At 61.0% G+C, this 16,784-nt stretch carries 16 protein-coding genes and 1 riboswitch; of the genes, 7 read left to right on the plus strand and 9 right to left on the minus strand.

Annotated features, from left to right (window positions below; all coding sequences use genetic code 11):
- Window position 1: 1 nt before the first annotated feature.
- The 5 genes from CYA_RS11120 to hmpF form a co-directional block, all read right to left on the minus strand.
- Window positions 2-742 (minus strand): hypothetical protein, encoded by a 741-nt coding sequence (locus CYA_RS11120; RefSeq protein ID WP_011431163.1) that lies wholly within the window; start codon window positions 740-742, stop codon window positions 2-4.
- A 124-nt stretch (window positions 743-866) separates the two neighbouring features.
- Window positions 867-1,736 (minus strand): ACP S-malonyltransferase, encoded by an 870-nt coding sequence (gene fabD, locus CYA_RS11125; protein WP_011431164.1) that lies wholly within the window; start codon window positions 1,734-1,736, stop codon window positions 867-869.
- Between the two features lie 19 nt (window positions 1,737-1,755).
- Window positions 1,756-2,763: a beta-ketoacyl-ACP synthase III gene (locus CYA_RS11130; RefSeq protein WP_011431165.1), complete on the minus strand. Its 1,008-nt coding sequence runs from the start codon at window positions 2,761-2,763 to the stop codon at window positions 1,756-1,758.
- Window positions 2,764-2,768: 5 nt separating this feature from the next.
- Window positions 2,769-3,860: a phosphate acyltransferase PlsX gene (gene plsX, locus CYA_RS11135; protein WP_011431166.1), complete on the minus strand. Its 1,092-nt coding sequence runs from the start codon at window positions 3,858-3,860 to the stop codon at window positions 2,769-2,771.
- A 482-nt stretch (window positions 3,861-4,342) separates the two neighbouring features.
- Entirely contained in the window at window positions 4,343-6,076 is a 1,734-nt protein-coding gene (gene hmpF, locus CYA_RS11140; RefSeq protein ID WP_011431167.1) for a pilus motility taxis protein HmpF, read from the minus strand.
- 412 nt (window positions 6,077-6,488) lie between these two features.
- Here hmpF and trpC point away from each other — a divergent pair, with 412 nt between their 5' ends.
- The 6 genes from trpC to CYA_RS11170 all read left to right on the plus strand — a co-directional run bounded on the left by trpC (window position 6,489) and on the right by CYA_RS11170 (window position 12,634).
- On the plus strand, window positions 6,489-7,409 hold the full coding sequence (gene trpC, locus CYA_RS11145) for an indole-3-glycerol phosphate synthase TrpC (RefSeq protein ID WP_011431168.1): 921 nt from the start codon (window positions 6,489-6,491) through the stop codon (window positions 7,407-7,409).
- Between the two features lie 40 nt (window positions 7,410-7,449).
- A complete protein-coding gene (locus tag CYA_RS11150) occupies window positions 7,450-7,689 on the plus strand; it encodes a DUF5340 domain-containing protein (protein WP_011431169.1) in 240 nt (79 codons plus the stop codon).
- Window positions 7,690-7,753: 64 nt separating this feature from the next.
- Window positions 7,754-7,948: a heavy-metal-associated domain-containing protein gene (locus CYA_RS11155; protein WP_011431170.1), complete on the plus strand. Its 195-nt coding sequence runs from the start codon at window positions 7,754-7,756 to the stop codon at window positions 7,946-7,948.
- Window positions 7,949-8,058: 110 nt separating this feature from the next.
- Window positions 8,059-10,392, plus strand: a complete 2,334-nt coding sequence (locus tag CYA_RS11160; RefSeq protein ID WP_011431171.1) for a heavy metal translocating P-type ATPase — start codon at window positions 8,059-8,061, stop codon at window positions 10,390-10,392.
- A 35-nt stretch (window positions 10,393-10,427) separates the two neighbouring features.
- Window positions 10,428-10,571, plus strand: a riboswitch (cobalamin riboswitch).
- Between the two features lie 29 nt (window positions 10,572-10,600).
- Window positions 10,601-11,629 carry a sirohydrochlorin chelatase gene (locus tag CYA_RS11165; RefSeq protein WP_011431172.1) on the plus strand — a complete coding sequence of 343 codons (1,029 nt, stop codon included), beginning with the start codon at window positions 10,601-10,603 and terminating at the stop codon, window positions 11,627-11,629.
- 111 nt (window positions 11,630-11,740) lie between these two features.
- Complete coding sequence (locus CYA_RS11170) at window positions 11,741-12,634, plus strand: hypothetical protein (RefSeq protein ID WP_228375303.1); 894 nt, start codon at window positions 11,741-11,743, stop codon at window positions 12,632-12,634.
- Here the strand turns inward: CYA_RS11170 and CYA_RS11175 are convergent.
- The 4 genes from CYA_RS11175 to obgE are packed head-to-tail and all read right to left on the minus strand — an operon-like array spanning window position 12,631 to window position 15,500.
- Complete coding sequence (locus CYA_RS11175) at window positions 12,631-13,248, minus strand: PAP/fibrillin family protein (protein ID WP_011431174.1); 618 nt, start codon at window positions 13,246-13,248, stop codon at window positions 12,631-12,633. The two genes, CYA_RS11170 and CYA_RS11175, sit on opposite strands and share 4 nt — an antisense overlap.
- 55 nt (window positions 13,249-13,303) lie before the next feature.
- Window positions 13,304-14,011: an L-threonylcarbamoyladenylate synthase gene (locus CYA_RS11180; protein WP_011431175.1), complete on the minus strand. Its 708-nt coding sequence runs from the start codon at window positions 14,009-14,011 to the stop codon at window positions 13,304-13,306.
- A gap of 21 nt (window positions 14,012-14,032) precedes the next feature.
- Window positions 14,033-14,401 carry a hypothetical protein gene (locus CYA_RS11185; protein WP_228375305.1) on the minus strand — a complete coding sequence of 123 codons (369 nt, stop codon included), beginning with the start codon at window positions 14,399-14,401 and terminating at the stop codon, window positions 14,033-14,035.
- On the minus strand, window positions 14,343-15,500 hold the full coding sequence (gene obgE, locus CYA_RS11190; RefSeq protein ID WP_011431177.1) for a GTPase ObgE: 1,158 nt from the start codon (window positions 15,498-15,500) through the stop codon (window positions 14,343-14,345). The genes CYA_RS11185 and obgE overlap by 59 nt, the downstream gene beginning before the upstream one ends.
- A gap of 200 nt (window positions 15,501-15,700) precedes the next feature.
- Between obgE and CYA_RS11195 the strand changes: the two genes are divergently transcribed.
- Window positions 15,701-16,672: a 30S ribosomal protein S1 gene (locus tag CYA_RS11195; RefSeq protein WP_011431178.1), complete on the plus strand. Its 972-nt coding sequence runs from the start codon at window positions 15,701-15,703 to the stop codon at window positions 16,670-16,672.
- Window positions 16,673-16,784 lie beyond the last annotated feature (112 nt).

The raw sequence follows: 16,784 nt of genomic DNA on the forward strand, positions 1-16,784 counted from the left end.
GCTACCATCTGCCCTCGAGCGAGCTCAGCTCTGCCATCGCTTTTGCCATGTCGTCCAAGTCGTTTACTCGCTCCTCAATAGCTGCAAGAATTTCGTCGTAGGCGGTGGCAGAAACGGAGCTGAAGCCCAGGGATCCCTTTCCAAACCCAGAGGGGTGGGCGGCAAAGTTGCTGCAGCCTGTTGCTTGGCGAGCTTGATTAAGGCGGGCGATCTCTTGGGCCAAAAGATCCCGTTTGCAGCGGAGTTGGTCAATTTTCGCAACGTACTCTTTCAAAAGTTGTACAAGCTCTTGTTTTTTGGCTTGCAAGTCTTCTATTGAGGCTTTTAGATTCTGCTCTTCTGTACGCAATTGTGAAAGCAATTCTTGCTGAGCTTGGATCTGGGATCCCAACTCAAAATAGGTTTGAGCATCAGTTCCATCGCCGGCTTTCTCTTCCTGCCGAAGGGGTGTCCAATTGGCAAGAGCAGCCCGCAGATCGGCCAGCTCGTTTTGCAGGTGCTGTAAACCTAGCTCTTGCCGGCTTTTGAGGTGCTCCAGAGATTGCTCCAGCAGGTGGATTTTGGCTTTGGACTCACTCCCAGCCAGGGCGGAGGCGAGGTAGCCGGTCATGCCCGTAGCCAAAGCGGCTGCCCCCGACTGCCACAGGGATCCGCCGGATCCCAGGCTGCCGAGGGCCACGGCAAGGCCAGCCAAAGCGGGAAAAGCATTGACCCAAAGCTGGCGAGGGGGAGAAGACGGCATCGTCGGCCCCAGAAACAGGTTTTCATTGATCCTAACTGCTGTTTGGGGAGGTTTCCTCACCCGCAGCCCTTCTCCCTTGAGGAGCTAGCAACGCAACTTGCAGCAACAGGGCTGCCGGGATCCCTTAGCCGATGCTGAGGCTGCTGATGTTGCACCGTCCCAGGGCAGGTGCCGTTCGCCTCACCAAGCCCGTCAGCACATTGCCAGGGCCGATTTCCCACACCTCTCGGATGCCGTCGGCGGCCATCTGCAGCACCGTTTCTCGCCAGCGGACTGGGGCAGTCATCTGAGACAGCAGTGCCTGCTTGAGGACCTGGGGATCTCGGCTAGCGGCAGCCGTGCAATTGCTGTAGACCGGCACTCGCGGAGCCTGAAAGTCAACCTCGCGCAAGGTGTGGGCAAAGGTTTCCGCCGCCGCCTGCATCAAGGGCGAGTGGAAGGCGCCGCTGACTTTGAGGGGAACGGTGCGCTTGGCCTGCAACTGCTCACAGATGGCCTGCACCCCCTCGACCGAGCCGCTGATCACGACCTGATCCGGGCTGTTGTCGTTGGCAATGACCACATCGGGAGTCATCTGGCACAGGTGCTCCAGCTTGTCGCGATCAAACCCAATCAGCGCCGCCATGCTGCCGGGGGGATCCCCTGCAGCTTCCATCAACTGGCCCCGCAGCGCCACCAGCCGCAGGCCAGTCTCAAAATCAAATACCCCCGCGGCGTAGAGGGCGCTATATTCTCCCAAGCTGTGGCCGGCTGTACAGGCGGGAGCCTGACCCTGAGCGTAGAGATAGTCCGTCAGCAGGGCCGATACAGTGAATAAAGCCGGCTGCGTGTAGCCGGTCTGATGGATCTGCTCTTCCGAGAGCGCCAGGGGATCCCATCCCAGCACCTCGCGGGCCACAGCCAACTTGCGGGCCGCCCCTGGCCAATCTTGTAAATCCCTTCCCATGCCCACGACTTGGGATCCCTGACCGGGATAGATCCAGGCAACGCTCATCAGTTCAATACTCTCCAACTCATCTGCCCCAACGAAAGACAATTGCTCCCCAGGTGAGGCCGGCGCCGAAGCCAGCCATCACCCCCAAATCCCCAGGGCCAAACCGCCTTTGGCCAATCCAGTCGGCCAGCGCAATCGGCACCGAGGCGCCGGAGGTGTTGCCGTAGCGCTCCAGAACGCTGGCCACCCGCTGGGGATCCAACTGCAGCCGCTTGGCCACAGCATCGAGGATGCGCTGGTTGGCCTGGTGGATGAAGTAGCCTTGCACGGCTGCTGCGGCAATCCCAGCTCGAAAGAGAGCCTTCTCGATAATCTCCGGCACCGCTTGGACGGCGAACTTGTACACCTCACGGCCGTTCATGGCGATGGGGCAGCAGCGGTATTGACCCACCTGCAGGGATCCCACCAGGGGCCTGGCCTCGGTGGCCATGGCCAGGCTGAGCAGCTCGCTGCCACTGCCATCGCTGCGCAGCTCGATGCTGAGGATGCCGCCGTCCCCCTCTCTTGCGGCTTCCAGGACCACCGCCCCTGCCCCGTCCCCAAATAGGACACAGGTGGTGCGATCTGTCCAGTCCACTGTGCGAGAGAGTACGTCCGCCGCCACCACCAGCGCCCGCCGGTACAGCCCGGTTTGCAGAAACTGGGCCGCCGTGGCCACAGCAAACACAAACCCTGTACAGGCTGCCGTCAGGTCAAAAGCCACCGCCCGTGTCGCCCCCAGCGCTGCTTGCACCCGCGGAGCGGAGCCGAAGCGATCGACGCCGGTGGAGGTGGCCAGGAGGATTAGATCCAGCTCCTGGGGCGGGATGCCGGCCTGCGCCAGGGCAGCCTTTGCCGCTTGCGCCGCCAAATCCACCAGGCTGAGGTCGGGGGGCAGGATGCGCCGTTGGCGAATGCCGGTGCGGGGCCAGATCCACTCGTCGGAAGTCTCCACGATCTGGCTGAGGTCGTCGTTGCTCAGGCAGGGAGTCGGCAGGGCAGCCCCCACCCCCACCAGCCGCACGCTCGGGAGGCCATTGCTGGGCATGAACGCTATCCTTCCACCCGATCCAGGGATCCTACCGGCAGGGCTTCTGGACTGGGGTTAGAGGCTGAGGCCAGAGGAGGAGCATTCTCTCCGGCATTGACTTTGGATGGGTGAGAGTCGGCCATTTCCGCTTGCAGCCGCTGTAGGATCTTCTGCTCCGCCGCCTCTTTGGCCAGGCGAATGGCATGGTAGACCATCGCCGCCTTGGAGCTGCCGTGGGTAATGACGCAGATGCCGTTCACCCCCAGCAACAAAGCGCCGCCGTATTCCACATAGTCCATGCGCCGCTTCACCTGCTTCAGATTGGGCTGCAGCAGCCAGCAGCCCAGCTTGCCACGCCAGCCGCGGGGCAACTCCTCCCGCAGCACCTGGGTGATCACCTGGCCGACGCTCTCGGCAAACTTGAGCAGGGCGTTGCCCACAAAGCCGTCGCACACCACCACATCAAAGTCCCCCGTCAGCACGTCTCGCCCCTCGGCGTTGCCGGCAAAGTGAATCCCCGGCAACTGGGTCAGGCGCTGATGGGTGGCCAGGGCCAGGTCGTTGCCCTTGTTGGGCTCCTCGCCAATGTTGAGCAGGCCCACCCGCGGCTTCTCAATCCCCAGCACGCACTGGCAGTAGAGGGATCCCATGCGGGCAAATTGTTCCAAGAAGCGGGGCCGGCAGTCCACGTTGGCTCCCACATCCAAAAGCAAGACCGGCTTGCCCTTCAAAGTGGGCAAAAGAGCACCGATGGCCGGGCGGTCGATCCCCGCCAATCGGCCCAAGTTGAGGTAGGCAGCGGCCATCGTAGCCCCAGTGTTGCCGGCAGCCACCACTGCATCTGCCTGCTTGGCGCGCACCTGTTGCATGGAGACGTTGATAGAGGCTTGCGGCTTCCTGCGCACCGCCAGGGGCTCTTCCGCCATGCCCACTACCTCCTCAGCGGGCACGACGGTGATCCCAGGAGGCAGGGGCCGGGGCAAGAAAGGCTCAAGCGCGTCTGGACGGCCGACCAGCGCAATCCCCACCTGAAGATAGCGATGGGCCAGCAGGGCGCCCTTGATGATCTCTTCGGGAGCGTAGTCACCTCCCATCGCATCAACTGCAATTCGCACGAGCTGACCTCACACTGGAACACTCCTGACAGATAAAATGCGGAGATCTCCGCTGCTCCTCTGCCTCGAGAAGTTGGGATCCCGCTATCTACAAGGCGCTACCGAATTTTACCAGATTTGCTCTCTTTGGTTGAGGCCGTCAAGCCCTTGACACTCCCAGCGCCTGAAGGCAGGGGATTCTTACGCAGCCCAAAATGGACTGGCGAAGGCGCTGTCAAGACGCCCCTAGATAGTCTTTTGAGGCATAACCTCAAAGTTCTGCTTACTTCGGAGGACTTCAGTTCCTCCAGGTTAGTCATTGCCGCGCGGGTTTGGCACCGCAGTAGGTTGTTTTCCTGGAGAAGCTCTAAAGAAGCAACTAAAGTGGCTCAAGGGCTTTTCCGCCCCGTCCTCAAGTACGGGGCTACCAAGCTATCCTTTTGTGTCAAAAGGAATGTGTGGGCACTGCCTGCCTGCTTGGGAAGACGACAGGACACAGCTCCTTACCGCTGGGTGAGGGCGGCCAGGAGCGATTGCACCTGCTGGACATGGGCGCTGGCCGTGGAGCCCCTTTCTTGATATTGAGCCAGCTCTGCCTCCAACTGAGCCAGTTGTTCCGCTAACTCCGCCCAGCGATCTCGCTCAGGGTAGAGGGTGGCCTGCAGATGGTTGAGGCGGCCCCAGGTTTCTGCCATCGCCTGGGTGCGGGCCCGCAGGGATCCCTCCTCTTGCTGCAACTGTTGCCACTGCTGCTGCAATTCCTGCTGCTGGCGGGCCAGTTGCTCTTGTTGAAAGGGCAGAGAGGATTCCAGTTGGTGGACGAGGGTTTGCAGGCGGCTTTTTTCTTGGAGAAGCTCCTGCTTCTGGCTGCCGATCTGCTCCAGGATCGGCCCGATATCGACCTGAACTGGGGCGGCAGCCTGATTTTGAAGCTGCCTAAGGCGGGCTTCCTGGCGGGCCAGCTCCTCGTATTCCCGTTGCAGGTTTTTCTCCTGAGGCAGCAGGGCTTCCTCTAGGGCGCTGCAGGCAGACTGGGCGTAGTCGATATCCAGTTCGATGTCGAACCGCTCCTCCGGAGAGGCGGTGGCCAGCCGCTCTTGCAGCTCCCGCAGGGTTTGCCGGTTTTGCTCCAGCTCGGCCCGCTGTTGGCTGACTTGGGCTGCCCGCTGCTCGTAATCTCGGCGCAGTTGGCTCACCAAGGCCGCCAGCTCCTCGACCGAGATCGCAGACCCTGAGGCACCTGACCCGCCGTTGCTGCTGCCATCGACGATGAAGTCGTACTCCTGCACCAGGCGATAGGCTTTTTGGTACAAGCTCTCTTGGGATTGCAACTGCTGAAGGATCCTCTGCAGTTGCTCCTGATAGGCTCGCAGGGATCCCTGGCGGGCATGCCATTCGGCTTGGCTCTGCTCCAGGGATCGTTGGGATCCCCACCAGGCGGCGCAGCGCTCCCGCCAGGCATGGTAGTCTCGATCCAGCTCCTCCTGTTGAGCGTGGGCCTGCTGACGTTCTTGCTCCAGTTGGGCAATCTCTTGATTGAAGTGATCCTGCTGCTGCTGAACCTGGCTTTTTAAACTCTGGAGAAGAGCCAAGGGATTCGCGGAGAAATGTAAACTCTCCTGAACTTCTTGCAACAAAATCTGGAGCTGGACCGCTTCTGCTTCCCCCAGCCGGCTGGAGCGGGCCTCTTGCAACTGAGCTTCCAGTTCCTGCCGTTGCCGGTTCAGGGCTTCTCGCTGTTCTCCGATCAGGCGCTGCTGCTCGGCCAGGTAGGCCTGCTGGGCTGCCAACTCCTCTTTGAGGCTGTCTAGAAGCTTGCGCTCTTCCTCCACGCCCTTGTATTGCTCGTACAGCCGCCGCACCTCCTCTTCTTGGGCTGCCAGCTCCATCTCGCGGCGGGTCAGCTCATGCGCCTGAAAGGTGAGGGACTTGCGCCAATTTTCAATCTCTTCCTCTTGGCTGCGGGCTTTGAGCTGAAGTTGGCTGAAGTTTTGTAGGTAGGTCACCACTTGGCGAGCGGCTTCGTTGATGCGGGTAATCTGACGGCTGCCTGTGATTTCTGCCAGCACCAAGGCCCCATCCTTGAAGCGCCCGGCCTCCTGGGCGATGCGGCCCTCTAGAGTAATCGATTCTTCGTTCACGGCCACCCAGGTGTTGTCCTGCTGCTGCTTGGCTAGCAATTGCAGCGACGATTTGGCAAACCCAATCGGCTTGGATAGCTCTGCCAGGTACAGCACGCCCGAACTCCTTCAAAACAGCATGGACAGCAATATCCCAAACTCTGCCTCAGCCGAGCCTTTGCCCACAGTTGGGCAAGATGGGGAGACGAAACGGCTGCCGGAGCAAGGCACCCCGGGGCGCGAAAACCTGCGTCAAGCCTCTCGCTTGACCCGGGTTGACTTGGATCTGTCTCGAGCCATCTCGTCTTGAGCAGCACCTTTGTCTTGCCTCAAGCAGCGCCTCCGCCGGCTCTCTGCTTAACTGGCAGTCTAACCGGCATCGGCTGCTGCTCAGCCCTAAACTCAACCATAGAGTAAAAAAAACACCTTTGCCAGAGGCGGTTTGGGGATATTCGGAGTAGCTATTCAAACCGACAGCAGCACACTAGAGTAGTTTAGGGTGAGGTGTAGAGTTCTGTTCAGGGGTGGTATGGAGCTGGAAGGTGAGCTGCTTGCCGTTCGTCGGCGTTCTCCTGCCCCGCCGGTGGTGGTGGCCTCGCAGGTGTACCGGACAAAGGCTCCAGAGGCCGAGCCACGCCACATTTTGGAGGAGATCGTCTGGCACAAAGAGCAGGAGGTGGAGCGCCAACGGGAACAGCTTCCTCTGAAGCAATTGCAGCAGCAACTGGAGCAAGCGCCACCGGTGCGGGATTTTGTGGCGGCCCTCACCCAATCCCCTCACCCCGTTTCCCTTATCGCTGAGGTGAAAAAAGCTTCCCCCAGCCGTGGGGTTCTCCGCGATCCCTTTGATCCGGTGGCCATTGCCCAAAGCTACGAGGCGGCGGGAGCCAGTTGCCTGTCGGTGCTCACGGATGAGCGGTTTTTTCAGGGCAGCGGCGAGTACTTGCGCCAGATCCGCCAGGCGGTAGGGATCCCCATCTTGTGCAAGGAGTTCATCCTCTACCCTTACCAAATCCTCTGGGCCCGCACTCTGGGAGCGGATGCGGTGCTGTTGATTGCCGCCATTCTCTCGGATGCGGACTTGGGCTATTTTCTCAAGCTCATTCAGCAACTGGGCATGGCGGCTCTGTTGGAGGTGCACACTTGCCAAGAGTTGCAGCGGGTTTTGGCCTTGCCGCACCTGCAACAGGCCAAAGGACGGGTGCTGATCGGCATCAACAATCGGGATCTCAAAACCTTTGCGGTGGACTTGAACACGACGCGGGATCTCTTGGTCGCCCATCGGGAGCGCCTCGGCGATCTGCCGGTGGTCAGCGAGTCTGGCATCCACACCCCTGCTGACTTGCAGCAGTTGCGCAGTTGGGGGGTGCGCGCTGTGCTGGTGGGGGAAGCGCTGGTAACGCAGCCGGATCCCGGCCAAGCCGTCCGCTCCCTGTTGTCATCCCAGTAAGCCCAGGATTGTCAATGGATCCCAAGAAGGGCCTAGATCGATGAAACGTATTCCTGTGCCGGCTCACGTCCACTACGAATTTCTGCTGCGGGTTCTCGAGCGGCAAACGTTTCCCACTGTCGAAGAGCAGGATTTCGGCAACCGAGGCCGCACGCAAGAGCTGATCAACTCTCTGCGCAAAGCCCTGACCCAACAGTTGCAACTGGAAGAGGACTGGCGACAGCGGGGCTATCAGGTAGACTACCGCTGGAACATAGAGGAGCCTCAGCCACCCTCTTGACCTTCCAGCCCACTGGAAGGTTTAGCATCAAGCTGGTGGCATTGGGCTGGGGAGGTTTCCCAGGATGCAAGTTGTTTTGACGGTGCCGAAGCTGGCCTGCTCCGCTTGTGTGGACACCATCACGCAGGCGGTGCGGCAACAGGATCCCCAGGCGCAGGTGGAGGCGGATCCCAAGACCAAGCAGGTGCGGATTACGTCTGAGCAGCCGGAAAGTGTCTGGCGGCAGGTGCTCGCCCAAGTGGGCTATCCGCCGGCCTAGCGATTTTTCCCTTGCCCGTCGGCAGTAGCGGGACAAGGTTCACAGGTGTGGTTTTCCCCTGGTTGGGGGAAAGAGGGCTTTTGCTATTAATTTTTGCTCTGAGGACAGCCATGTCTGATTCGGGTTCCCATTCCGCTGCCCCGGGCCTGTCCGCCTCATCTGCTGGCGGCACTTGGCGCTTGGCTATCCAGGGCATGAGCTGCGCCTCCTGCACTGCTGTCATTGAACAGGCCCTCAGTCGCGTGCGGGGCGTTACGGCACAAGCGGTCAACTTTGCCAGCGAGCAGGCCATCGTGCGAGGGGATCCCCGGCTGGTGAATCCGCAAGCCTTGATCCGGGCGGTGGAGCAGGCGGGGTATCAGGCGCGCTTGGTCGAAGACGATTGGCAACAGTCCGATCCGACCGACCCAGAACGGATCGCCCAACGGGCGGCAGAACGGGAATTGAAGCTGAAGGTGGCAATAGGAGTGGGCCTCAGCACGGTGCTGCTGATCGGATCCCTGCCGATGATGCTGGGGCGGGAGATCCCCGGCCTGCCCCCCTGGCTGCAGGATCCGTGGTTGCAGTTGCTGCTGACGGCGCCGGTGCAGTTTTGGGTGGGCCAGCCTTTTTATCGTGGCGCCTGGGCGGCTTGGCAGCGACGCTCGGCGGATATGAATACCTTGGTAGCTTTGGGAACGAGCGCCGCTTTTTTCTACTCCCTTTTTCCAACCCTCTTTCCCAACTTCTTCCACCAGCAGGGCCTGCACCCGGATGTGTACTACGAAGTGGCGGCGGTGGTCGTCACCCTGGTGCTGGTGGGCAAATGGATGGAGCAGCGGGCCAAGGGGCAAACCTCCGAGGCCATTCGCAAGCTGATCGGGCTGCAGCCGAAAACGGCAAGGGTCATCCGCGACGGGGTGGAGCAGGATATCCCGATTGCGGCGGTGCAGGTGGGGGATCGCATCCGGGTGCGCCCCGGTGAGAAGGTGCCAGTAGACGGGGTGATCCTGGAAGGATCCTCCAGCCTGGACGAGTCGATGGTGACGGGCGAGAGCCTGCCGGTGAGCAAGTCGGCAGGAGATGAGGTTATCGGGGCCACCCTCAACCAGACGGGCAGCTTTGTGATGGAAGCGCGGCGGGTGGGCAAAGATACGCTTCTGGCCCAGATCGTGCGCCTGGTGCAGGAGGCCCAGGGATCCAAAGCTCCCATTCAACAGGTGGCGGATCGGGTGACGGCCTGGTTTGTGCCGGCGGTGATCGGGGTAGCCATCCTAACTTTTGTGCTCTGGTGGGGGCTGGCGGGCAATCCGACGCTGGCTTTGGTGAACACCATTGGGGTGCTGATCATCGCCTGCCCTTGTGCGCTGGGGTTGGCCACCCCCACCTCGATCATGGTGGCGACGGGGCGGGGGGCAGAACTGGGGATCCTGGTGAAGCGGGCCGAAAGCCTGGAATGGCTGGCCCATCGCCTGGGCACAGTCGTCCTGGACAAAACCGGCACCCTCACCGAAGGCCGTCCCAGCGTCACCGAGATCTGGACGCCAGGATCTTCCCCCCTAGCCCTGTTGCGCCTGGCAGCGGTGGTGGAACAACACTCGGAACATCCGCTGGCCCAGGCAGTGGTGCAAAAAGCCGAAGCCGAAGGCATCTCGATCCCGCCGGCCCAGCACTTTCAGGCAAAAGTGGGCGAGGGGGCAGAAGCCTGGGTGGAGGATCAGTGGGTCGGCATCGGTCGGCTGAGCTGGTTGCAGGCGATGGGGATCGCTTGGGATCCCTCTTGGTTGGAGCGGGTTCAGACCTGGGAAAGCCAGGGCAAAACGGTGATCGGCGTGGCGCAATCCCACCGTCTGGTGGGGCTGTTGGCCATTGCCGACCCCATTAAACCCACCTCCCCTGTAGCGGTGCGCCAGCTTCAGGAGATGGGCCTGGAGGTGATCCTGCTGACCGGGGATAACCCCACCACCGCCCAGGCCATTGCTCGGCAGGCAGGCATTCGCCGGGTGATCGCCCAAGTCCGCCCTGAGCAAAAGGCAGCCTATATTCGCCAGCTCAGACGGCCCCGCCACCGGGTAGCGATGGTGGGAGATGGCATTAACGATGCGCCGGCACTGGCAGAAGCCGATGTGGGGATCGCCATCGGGACGGGCACCGATGTGGCCATAGCCGCCAGCGACATTACCCTGATATCCGGCGATTTGCGGGGCGTGGTTACCGCCATTCAACTTAGCCGCGCCACCCTTGCCAACATCCGCCAAAACCTCTTCTTCGCCTTTATCTACAACACGCTCGGGATCCCGATTGCCGCCGGGGCGCTCTACCCCTTCACCGGTTGGCTGCTCAACCCCATGCTGGCGGGGGCGGCCATGGCCTTGAGCTCTGTTTCCGTAGTGGCTAATGCCCTGCGGCTGTGGCATTTTCGGCCCTCACCCCCAACCCCTCTCCCTGGGGGAGAGGGGAGCTAGGGATCAAGGCAGGGGGCCGGGGCTATCCCCCCAGGGGGGCTTGGTGAACGGCAGGCGGCAAGCTAACCTAAGAAGCTCGGGCAGACTGGGGAAAGCGCGGTGCAAATCCGCCACTGTGACGCAACTGTGATGGGATCCCTCCCTCAGCCAGAACACCCACCTGCCCTTGTCCTGTACCCCTTGCGATTCACAAGGAACGGAGTTTTTTGTGTTGGATGTCCTCAGTTTTTCCCCTCCCCGTGCGGTTGGGCAGTTTTCTTCTCCTGCCTTGCCCCTGTTGCTCATCGGCCATGGATCCCGTGACCCTGAAGGGCAGCAAGCCTTTCTGGAGCTGGCCCAAGTTTATCAATCCCTCACCCCCCATCGGCCGGTGATCCCCTGCTTTTTGGAGCTAGCCCAGCCCAGTATTGCCCAGGGGGTGGAACAATGCTTGGCCCAAGGGTGGCAGGAGATCGTGGCCCTGCCGCTGCTGCTTTTTGGGGCGCGCCACAACAAGTTCGACGTGACGGTGGAGCTGGATCGTCTGCAGGCCCTCCACCCGCAGTTGCGCATCCACTACGGCGGGCCGCTGGGGATCCGGGTCGAGATCTTGCAACTGTTGCGGGAGCGATTGGCCACTCTGCTGGCTGCCCAGCCGCAGCAGATCCCAGGGGCGGAAACGGTGTTGCTGTTTGTCGGTCGCGGCTCCAGCGATCCCGAAGCCAACGCCGAAGCCTGTAAGCTGGCCCGGCTGCTTTGGGAAGGATCCGGGTTTGCTGCCGTGGAAACCTGCTTTATCGGCATCACCCATCCCCGCCTGCCGGTGGGTCTGGAGCGGGCCCTCTCTTGGCAGCCGCGCCGGGTGGTTGTGCTGCCCTATTTTCTCTTTACAGGGGTGCTGGTGAAAAAAATCGAGGCGGCGGTGGAAGAACGGCGACGCCAATACCCCGAGATCGACTGGCTGATGCTGCCGGAATTGGGCCTTGTGGACGCGGTGCTGCACAGCCTGCAGCAACTGGAGCAGGAAGCTCTCCAGGGCCAAACCCTGATGAACTGCCACCTCTGCAAGTTTCGCCTGGCGGTGAGCGCAGAGCTGGGAGCGGGGCATACTCATCACCATGACCATGACTCCCATGGGCACGGATCCCATCACCATCACTCTCACCATCACCACAACCACGGCCATACCCCCGCAGCAGCAGCGGATCCCTGGGCCGAATTGCAGAGCTACCACCAGCGGGCTTGGCAAGTGCCCTAAGCGAGAAACAGAGGCTGCCGGCGGGATAAACTGAGATGCAGGCAGGCGATCTGTGAACCTGACCTCTGGTTCTCCTGCTCCGGTGGTTCTGCTAGCGAAAAAACAGAAACGATGATGTTCTCCCGCTCCTCTTGGGTCTCAGGTGCCGCTGCCGCGGGGAGCGGGATCTTTGTCTTCGCGTTGGTGGTGGGCCTGCTGGATCAGATCCTGCCGACCCTGCCCAAGGTTTCCCTGTCCTTGGCCGGGATCCCTGGGCTCCTGGCTGCAATTGGGGCCTCCTACGGGGTTTGGCGGCTGGTTCAGATGGGTCTGCAGTCGCATTCCTGGCCTGACTTTCGAGAATCGCTGTTGGCGGCTGTGTCTCCCTTTGATCCCGCCGATTATGGCGACAACCCTCGGCAACCCGAGGAGGATTCTCTCCCTTTGCAGTCGGTTGACGAGGATCCTCAAACCCAGATCCGCGATCGACAAATTCTTGATCAAGCTGAGCAGCAGACGGAAACTGAAACCGAAGTAAGCGAACACACTCAAGTAAGACTGCAGGGCGAGCAGCACCAGGATCAAGCTTCGCAGGCCAAGGCCCAACAGTTGCAGCCCCTACAAGAATTGTCATCACCTTCTTCCCCAAGCCCTGAGTCGGCAAAACCCACACCAGAGCCAGAGCTCAACCAAAAACTTCGCCAACTCCAGATGCAGGTCGCCACTCTGAAAATAGAACTGGAACTCCAAGAAATCCAACTGCAGCAGTTGGAGGTGAGGCGGACTCGGCTTCAGCAGCAGAAGCAGAAACTCAAGCACGTTCTGCGTCGCACGGCGTCCGAAAATCAAAGGCTGCGCTTCTTACAGGAGCAAAAAGCCCGGCAACTGGAGCAAACTCAGCAAGAGCTGCAAGCTTTGCGGGAGTCCTACCGCGCCTTGCAAGTTCTACAGGAAATAAGCTCCACCCTAACCCAAAACCCATCTCACGAAAGGGCGGAAACGGAGTCCTCTGGATCCTCCGACTAGCCGACCCGCTTTAGAACAAATACACTCCCCTCGCTGCCCCGACCCAGCCGCAAGTCTTCATCCAAATAGGTGATATCCAGCCAACCCGTTGGCTCGCGGCGGCGAACGTCGATCTGCACCGCCGGGATCCGTTTGGGATCCCGCTCGAGCAGATAGAGAAAACTCTCGATCTCGTAGCTCATCAAGGCCTGGGATCCGAGCACCAAGCGCTCGAAAATGACCCTGACCCGGCATTCCGACTCTGGGTAGAAGCGGGCCGCCACCGCCACAACTCCCCGGGGCAGCCAAGCCTGCAGCCAGCCGGATCCCTGGATCTCCGCCACGTTAAAGACCCGCCCAGCTTTGGCCCGAATGCACTGGTAGATCTCGCCGGTGGTCAGAAGGGGCAACTGGGCCAGCCGCAGCAGGTCTGTGCTGGTGGTAAATAGGGTAAGCCAGTTCCCCTCCAACTGTTCAGGAACAGAGGTTGGCCTGGGGGTGGGGTTGAGCGCCTCCAAAGCAGCAATGTGAGACAAGATCTGGGCTTTCTGGTCAGGGGAAACCTTCCGGCCTCGGTCAGCCCCCTCCAGCAGGCGCAACAGGGCCAGCTTTTGCTCAGCCAAAGACTCAGGCATGGGCACACTCCACAGGCACCGGCCCTATTCTAGAGAACACGGGATCCCTCTGCCCTCAACCCTCCGCTTCCACCGGCTTCAGATTTAGATTTATTAGATCCGCCACCTGCTCGTACCCCAAGCCGGCCCGCACCAGCAGCGGCTCCGGCCCCGTGAGATCGATCACCGTCGAGACCTGGGCCCGATAGGGAGCCTCGTCATCCAGCACCAAATCCACCTGTTTCTCCAACTGTCGCATTTCCTCGGCGGTAAAGATTCCCCCCTCTTCCCAATCCCCAGCAGAGTCAAAACCCACCTCCAAAGAGCCGACGGGATCCCCGCCCAGCTTGGCCGAGGTGGAGACGATGGGATTGCCCAGCTCGGCCAACAGCGCCTGACAGATGGCCGAATCGGGCACGCGGATGCCGGTGGTTTTCCGCTTGGGATCCATGACCAACTTGGGCACCAGCTTGGTGGCCGGCAGCAAAAACGTAAACGGGCCCGGGATCAGCCGCCGCATCAGCCGATAGGCGGGATCGCTCACTTGGGCATACTGGGCAATTTGGGAAAGCGAAGGGCACAAAAAGGTGAGGGGCTTGTCGTTGGAAAGCCGCTTGAGACGCCTTACCCGCTCCACCGCCTGCTTGTGGGTGACATCGCAGCCAATGGCATAGACCGTATCGGTGGGGTAAAGCATGACCGCCCCTTCCCGCAGAGCGGCTGCAATCCGTTGGATGGAACGGGCCTGGGGATGCTGTGGATGGAGCTTAAAATACTCGGCCATTCGGGAGAAAAAAGCAAAACCTCAAGACTCGGAGCGGCTAGGGCTTTCCACCACTTCCGCAACTCCCCCAGAACGAGGGGTAGGCGGCACCGACAGGGATCCCTGCGGCCAATCTTTTAGCCGTTGCATCAGCGCTTGAATATGCAGACGAGGCAAATAGGGCCAGTCGCCTGCTTCCTCCAAATCCTGAAGCACCCGATAGAGCTCTTGCCGGGTGTTGGGCAAAGACTCTCGGAAGGCCCCCTCCAAAATCGTGCGGTGCAGATCCTCCAACAACCGCAGGAGCATCAACAGCTCCACACAAGCTCCCGCCCTCGCCTGGGCCGCCTGCTCAATGGCCAACTTGATCTGGCGCAAATCGGGGGGCAGATCCTCCGCCGAGATATACATAGCCGCTCATCTCTGAGTTTTGGGAAGGCAGGGGCACTCCTATTCTAAGATTCTCCTGCCCCCGAACTGGCTGGATTTTGCTAGCCGCCGCGGGTCGATGGAGATCCGGATCCCGGCCCAGGCACTGCCACACCCGCTGCAACAAGGGCTCCAGCCCCTGCCTGGCAACCGCCGAGATGGCCGATACCGGGGCACCGGCAGCCATTGACAGCCGCTGGGTGCGCTCGCTCACCTCCTGGGGCTCAAGGGCATCGATCTTGTTCAAAACCACAATCTGCGGCTTGTCGCTTAGCCCGTGGCCGTAGGCGCGCAGCTCCTGCTGAATGATTTGGTAATCCCTGACGGGATCTGCTGCTGTGCCGTCCACCAGGTGGATCAACACCCGCGTGCGCTCCACATGGCGCAAAAAGTCGTGGCCCAACCCCACCCCTCGGTGTGCCCCCTCGATCAGTCCGGGAATGTCGGCAAACACCACCCCATCCCCGGCAGGATGGGGCACCACTCCCAAATTGGGCTGCAGGGTGGTGAAGGGGTAATCGGCGATCTTGGGCCGGGCGGACGAGACCACCGAGATCAGGGTGGATTTGCCCGCATTGGGCATACCGACGATCCCCACCTCGGCAATGAGCTTTAGCTCCAGGCGCAGGCGTCGCCGCTCTCCCGGTTGGCCCCTGGTAAATTGGCGGGGAGCCCGATTGTGGTTGCTGAGAAAATGGGCATTGCCCAGGCCGCCTTTCCCGCCCCGAGCCACCAGCAGCCGATCCCCGGGCTGCACCAGATCCCCCAGCAGCTCGCCGGTCTCTGTGTCGAACACCATTGTGCCGCAGGGCACCCGCACCAGCCGATCCGCACCACTGGCGCCACTGCGATGGTTGGGCCCCCCTTTGGCCCCATGTTCTGCCTTGATCACCGGCTGAAAGCGAAAATCCAACAAGGTCTGCAGGCCGGGATCTGCCACCAGGATCACCGAGCCGCCCCGTCCTCCATTGCCCCCTGAGGGCCCTCCGGCGGGCACATACTTTTCCCGGCGAAAGGCAACAATGCCATCTCCGCCGTTCCCCGCCTGCACTTCAATTTCCGCCTGGTCGATAAAGTGCAATCGCCCCTCTCCCACCTGTGGCCCTCTCTCTCTAGCTTGGCAGGATCGCGAGGAAGTTTGCCACAAAAGCTGCCCTCTTAAGCTACTATAGTATTTCCCAAGCCATTGCCTGTCCCGCCTGGGAGGGTGAGCGAGTATGGGAGCTGTTCCTTACAAGTTCAACTGCTAATTCGCATCAACTGCTCTGCTGTTACACCCCTATGAGTCGATTCACCGCTGCTGCCGATGTAGGTTTCACCACCGAGGACTTTGCCGCCCTCTTGGATAAGTACGACTATCACTTCAGCCCTGGCGAAATTGTAGCTGGCACGGTATTTTCGGTGGAGCCGGGCGGTGCGTTGATCGATATTGGGGCCAAGACGGCTGCCTTCCTGCCTTTGCAGGAGATGTCCATCAGCCGGATAGAGGATCCGCACGAGGTGCTGCAGCCGGGAGAGACGCGCGAGTTTTTTATCCTCACCGAAGAAAATGAAGAGGGGCAACTGACCCTCTCCATCCGCCGCATCGAGTACATGCGGGCCTGGGAGCGGGTGCGGCAGCTACAAAAAGAAGACGCCACGGTGCGGGCCACCATTTTTGCCACCAACCGCGGAGGCGCCCTGGTGCGTATTGAGGGACTGCGCGGCTTTATCCCCGGCTCCCACATCAGCAGCCGCAAGCCCAAGGAAGAGCTGGTGGGCGAAGAGCTGCCCCTGAAGTTTTTGGAGGTGGACGAAGACCGCAACCGACTGGTGTTGAGCCATCGCCGCGCCCTGGTGGAGCGGAAGATGAACAAGCTGGAGGTGGGCGAGGTAGTGGTCGGCACGGTGCGCGGCATCAAGCCTTACGGTGCCTTCATCGACATTGGCGGCGTCTCTGGCTTGCTGCACATTTCCGAGATCTCCCACGAGCATGTCGACACGCCTCACAGCGTCTTCAACGTCAACGACGAAGTGAAGGTGATGATCATCGACCTAGACGCAGAACGGGGTCGCATCTCGCTGTCTACCAAGCAACTGGAGCCCAATCCCGGCGACATGCTGCGAGATCCCAAGCTGGTTTACGAAAAAGCAGAAGAAATGGCGGCCAAGTACCGCGAGCAACTGCGGGCTGCCAAGCAAGGACAAGTCGAGGAGGCGCCGCTGGAGGTTTCGGAAGAGGAGCTGGAATACGCGGCTGCGGCGGTGGAGTAAAGCCATCTTGCGGAGAGCCTTCGGCGGCCAAGGCTTGCCGGTTTGTCTCTCCCTTAGCCTAGCTGGGATCCCTGGCCAAGAGGGGTGTCGGGTGCGGGTACAGCAGCGGTGA

Origin of the sequence: Synechococcus sp. JA-3-3Ab, from assembly GCF_000013205.1 — a bacterium.
In the GTDB taxonomy this organism is placed as follows: Bacteria; Cyanobacteriota; Cyanobacteriia; order Thermostichales; family Thermostichaceae; genus Thermostichus.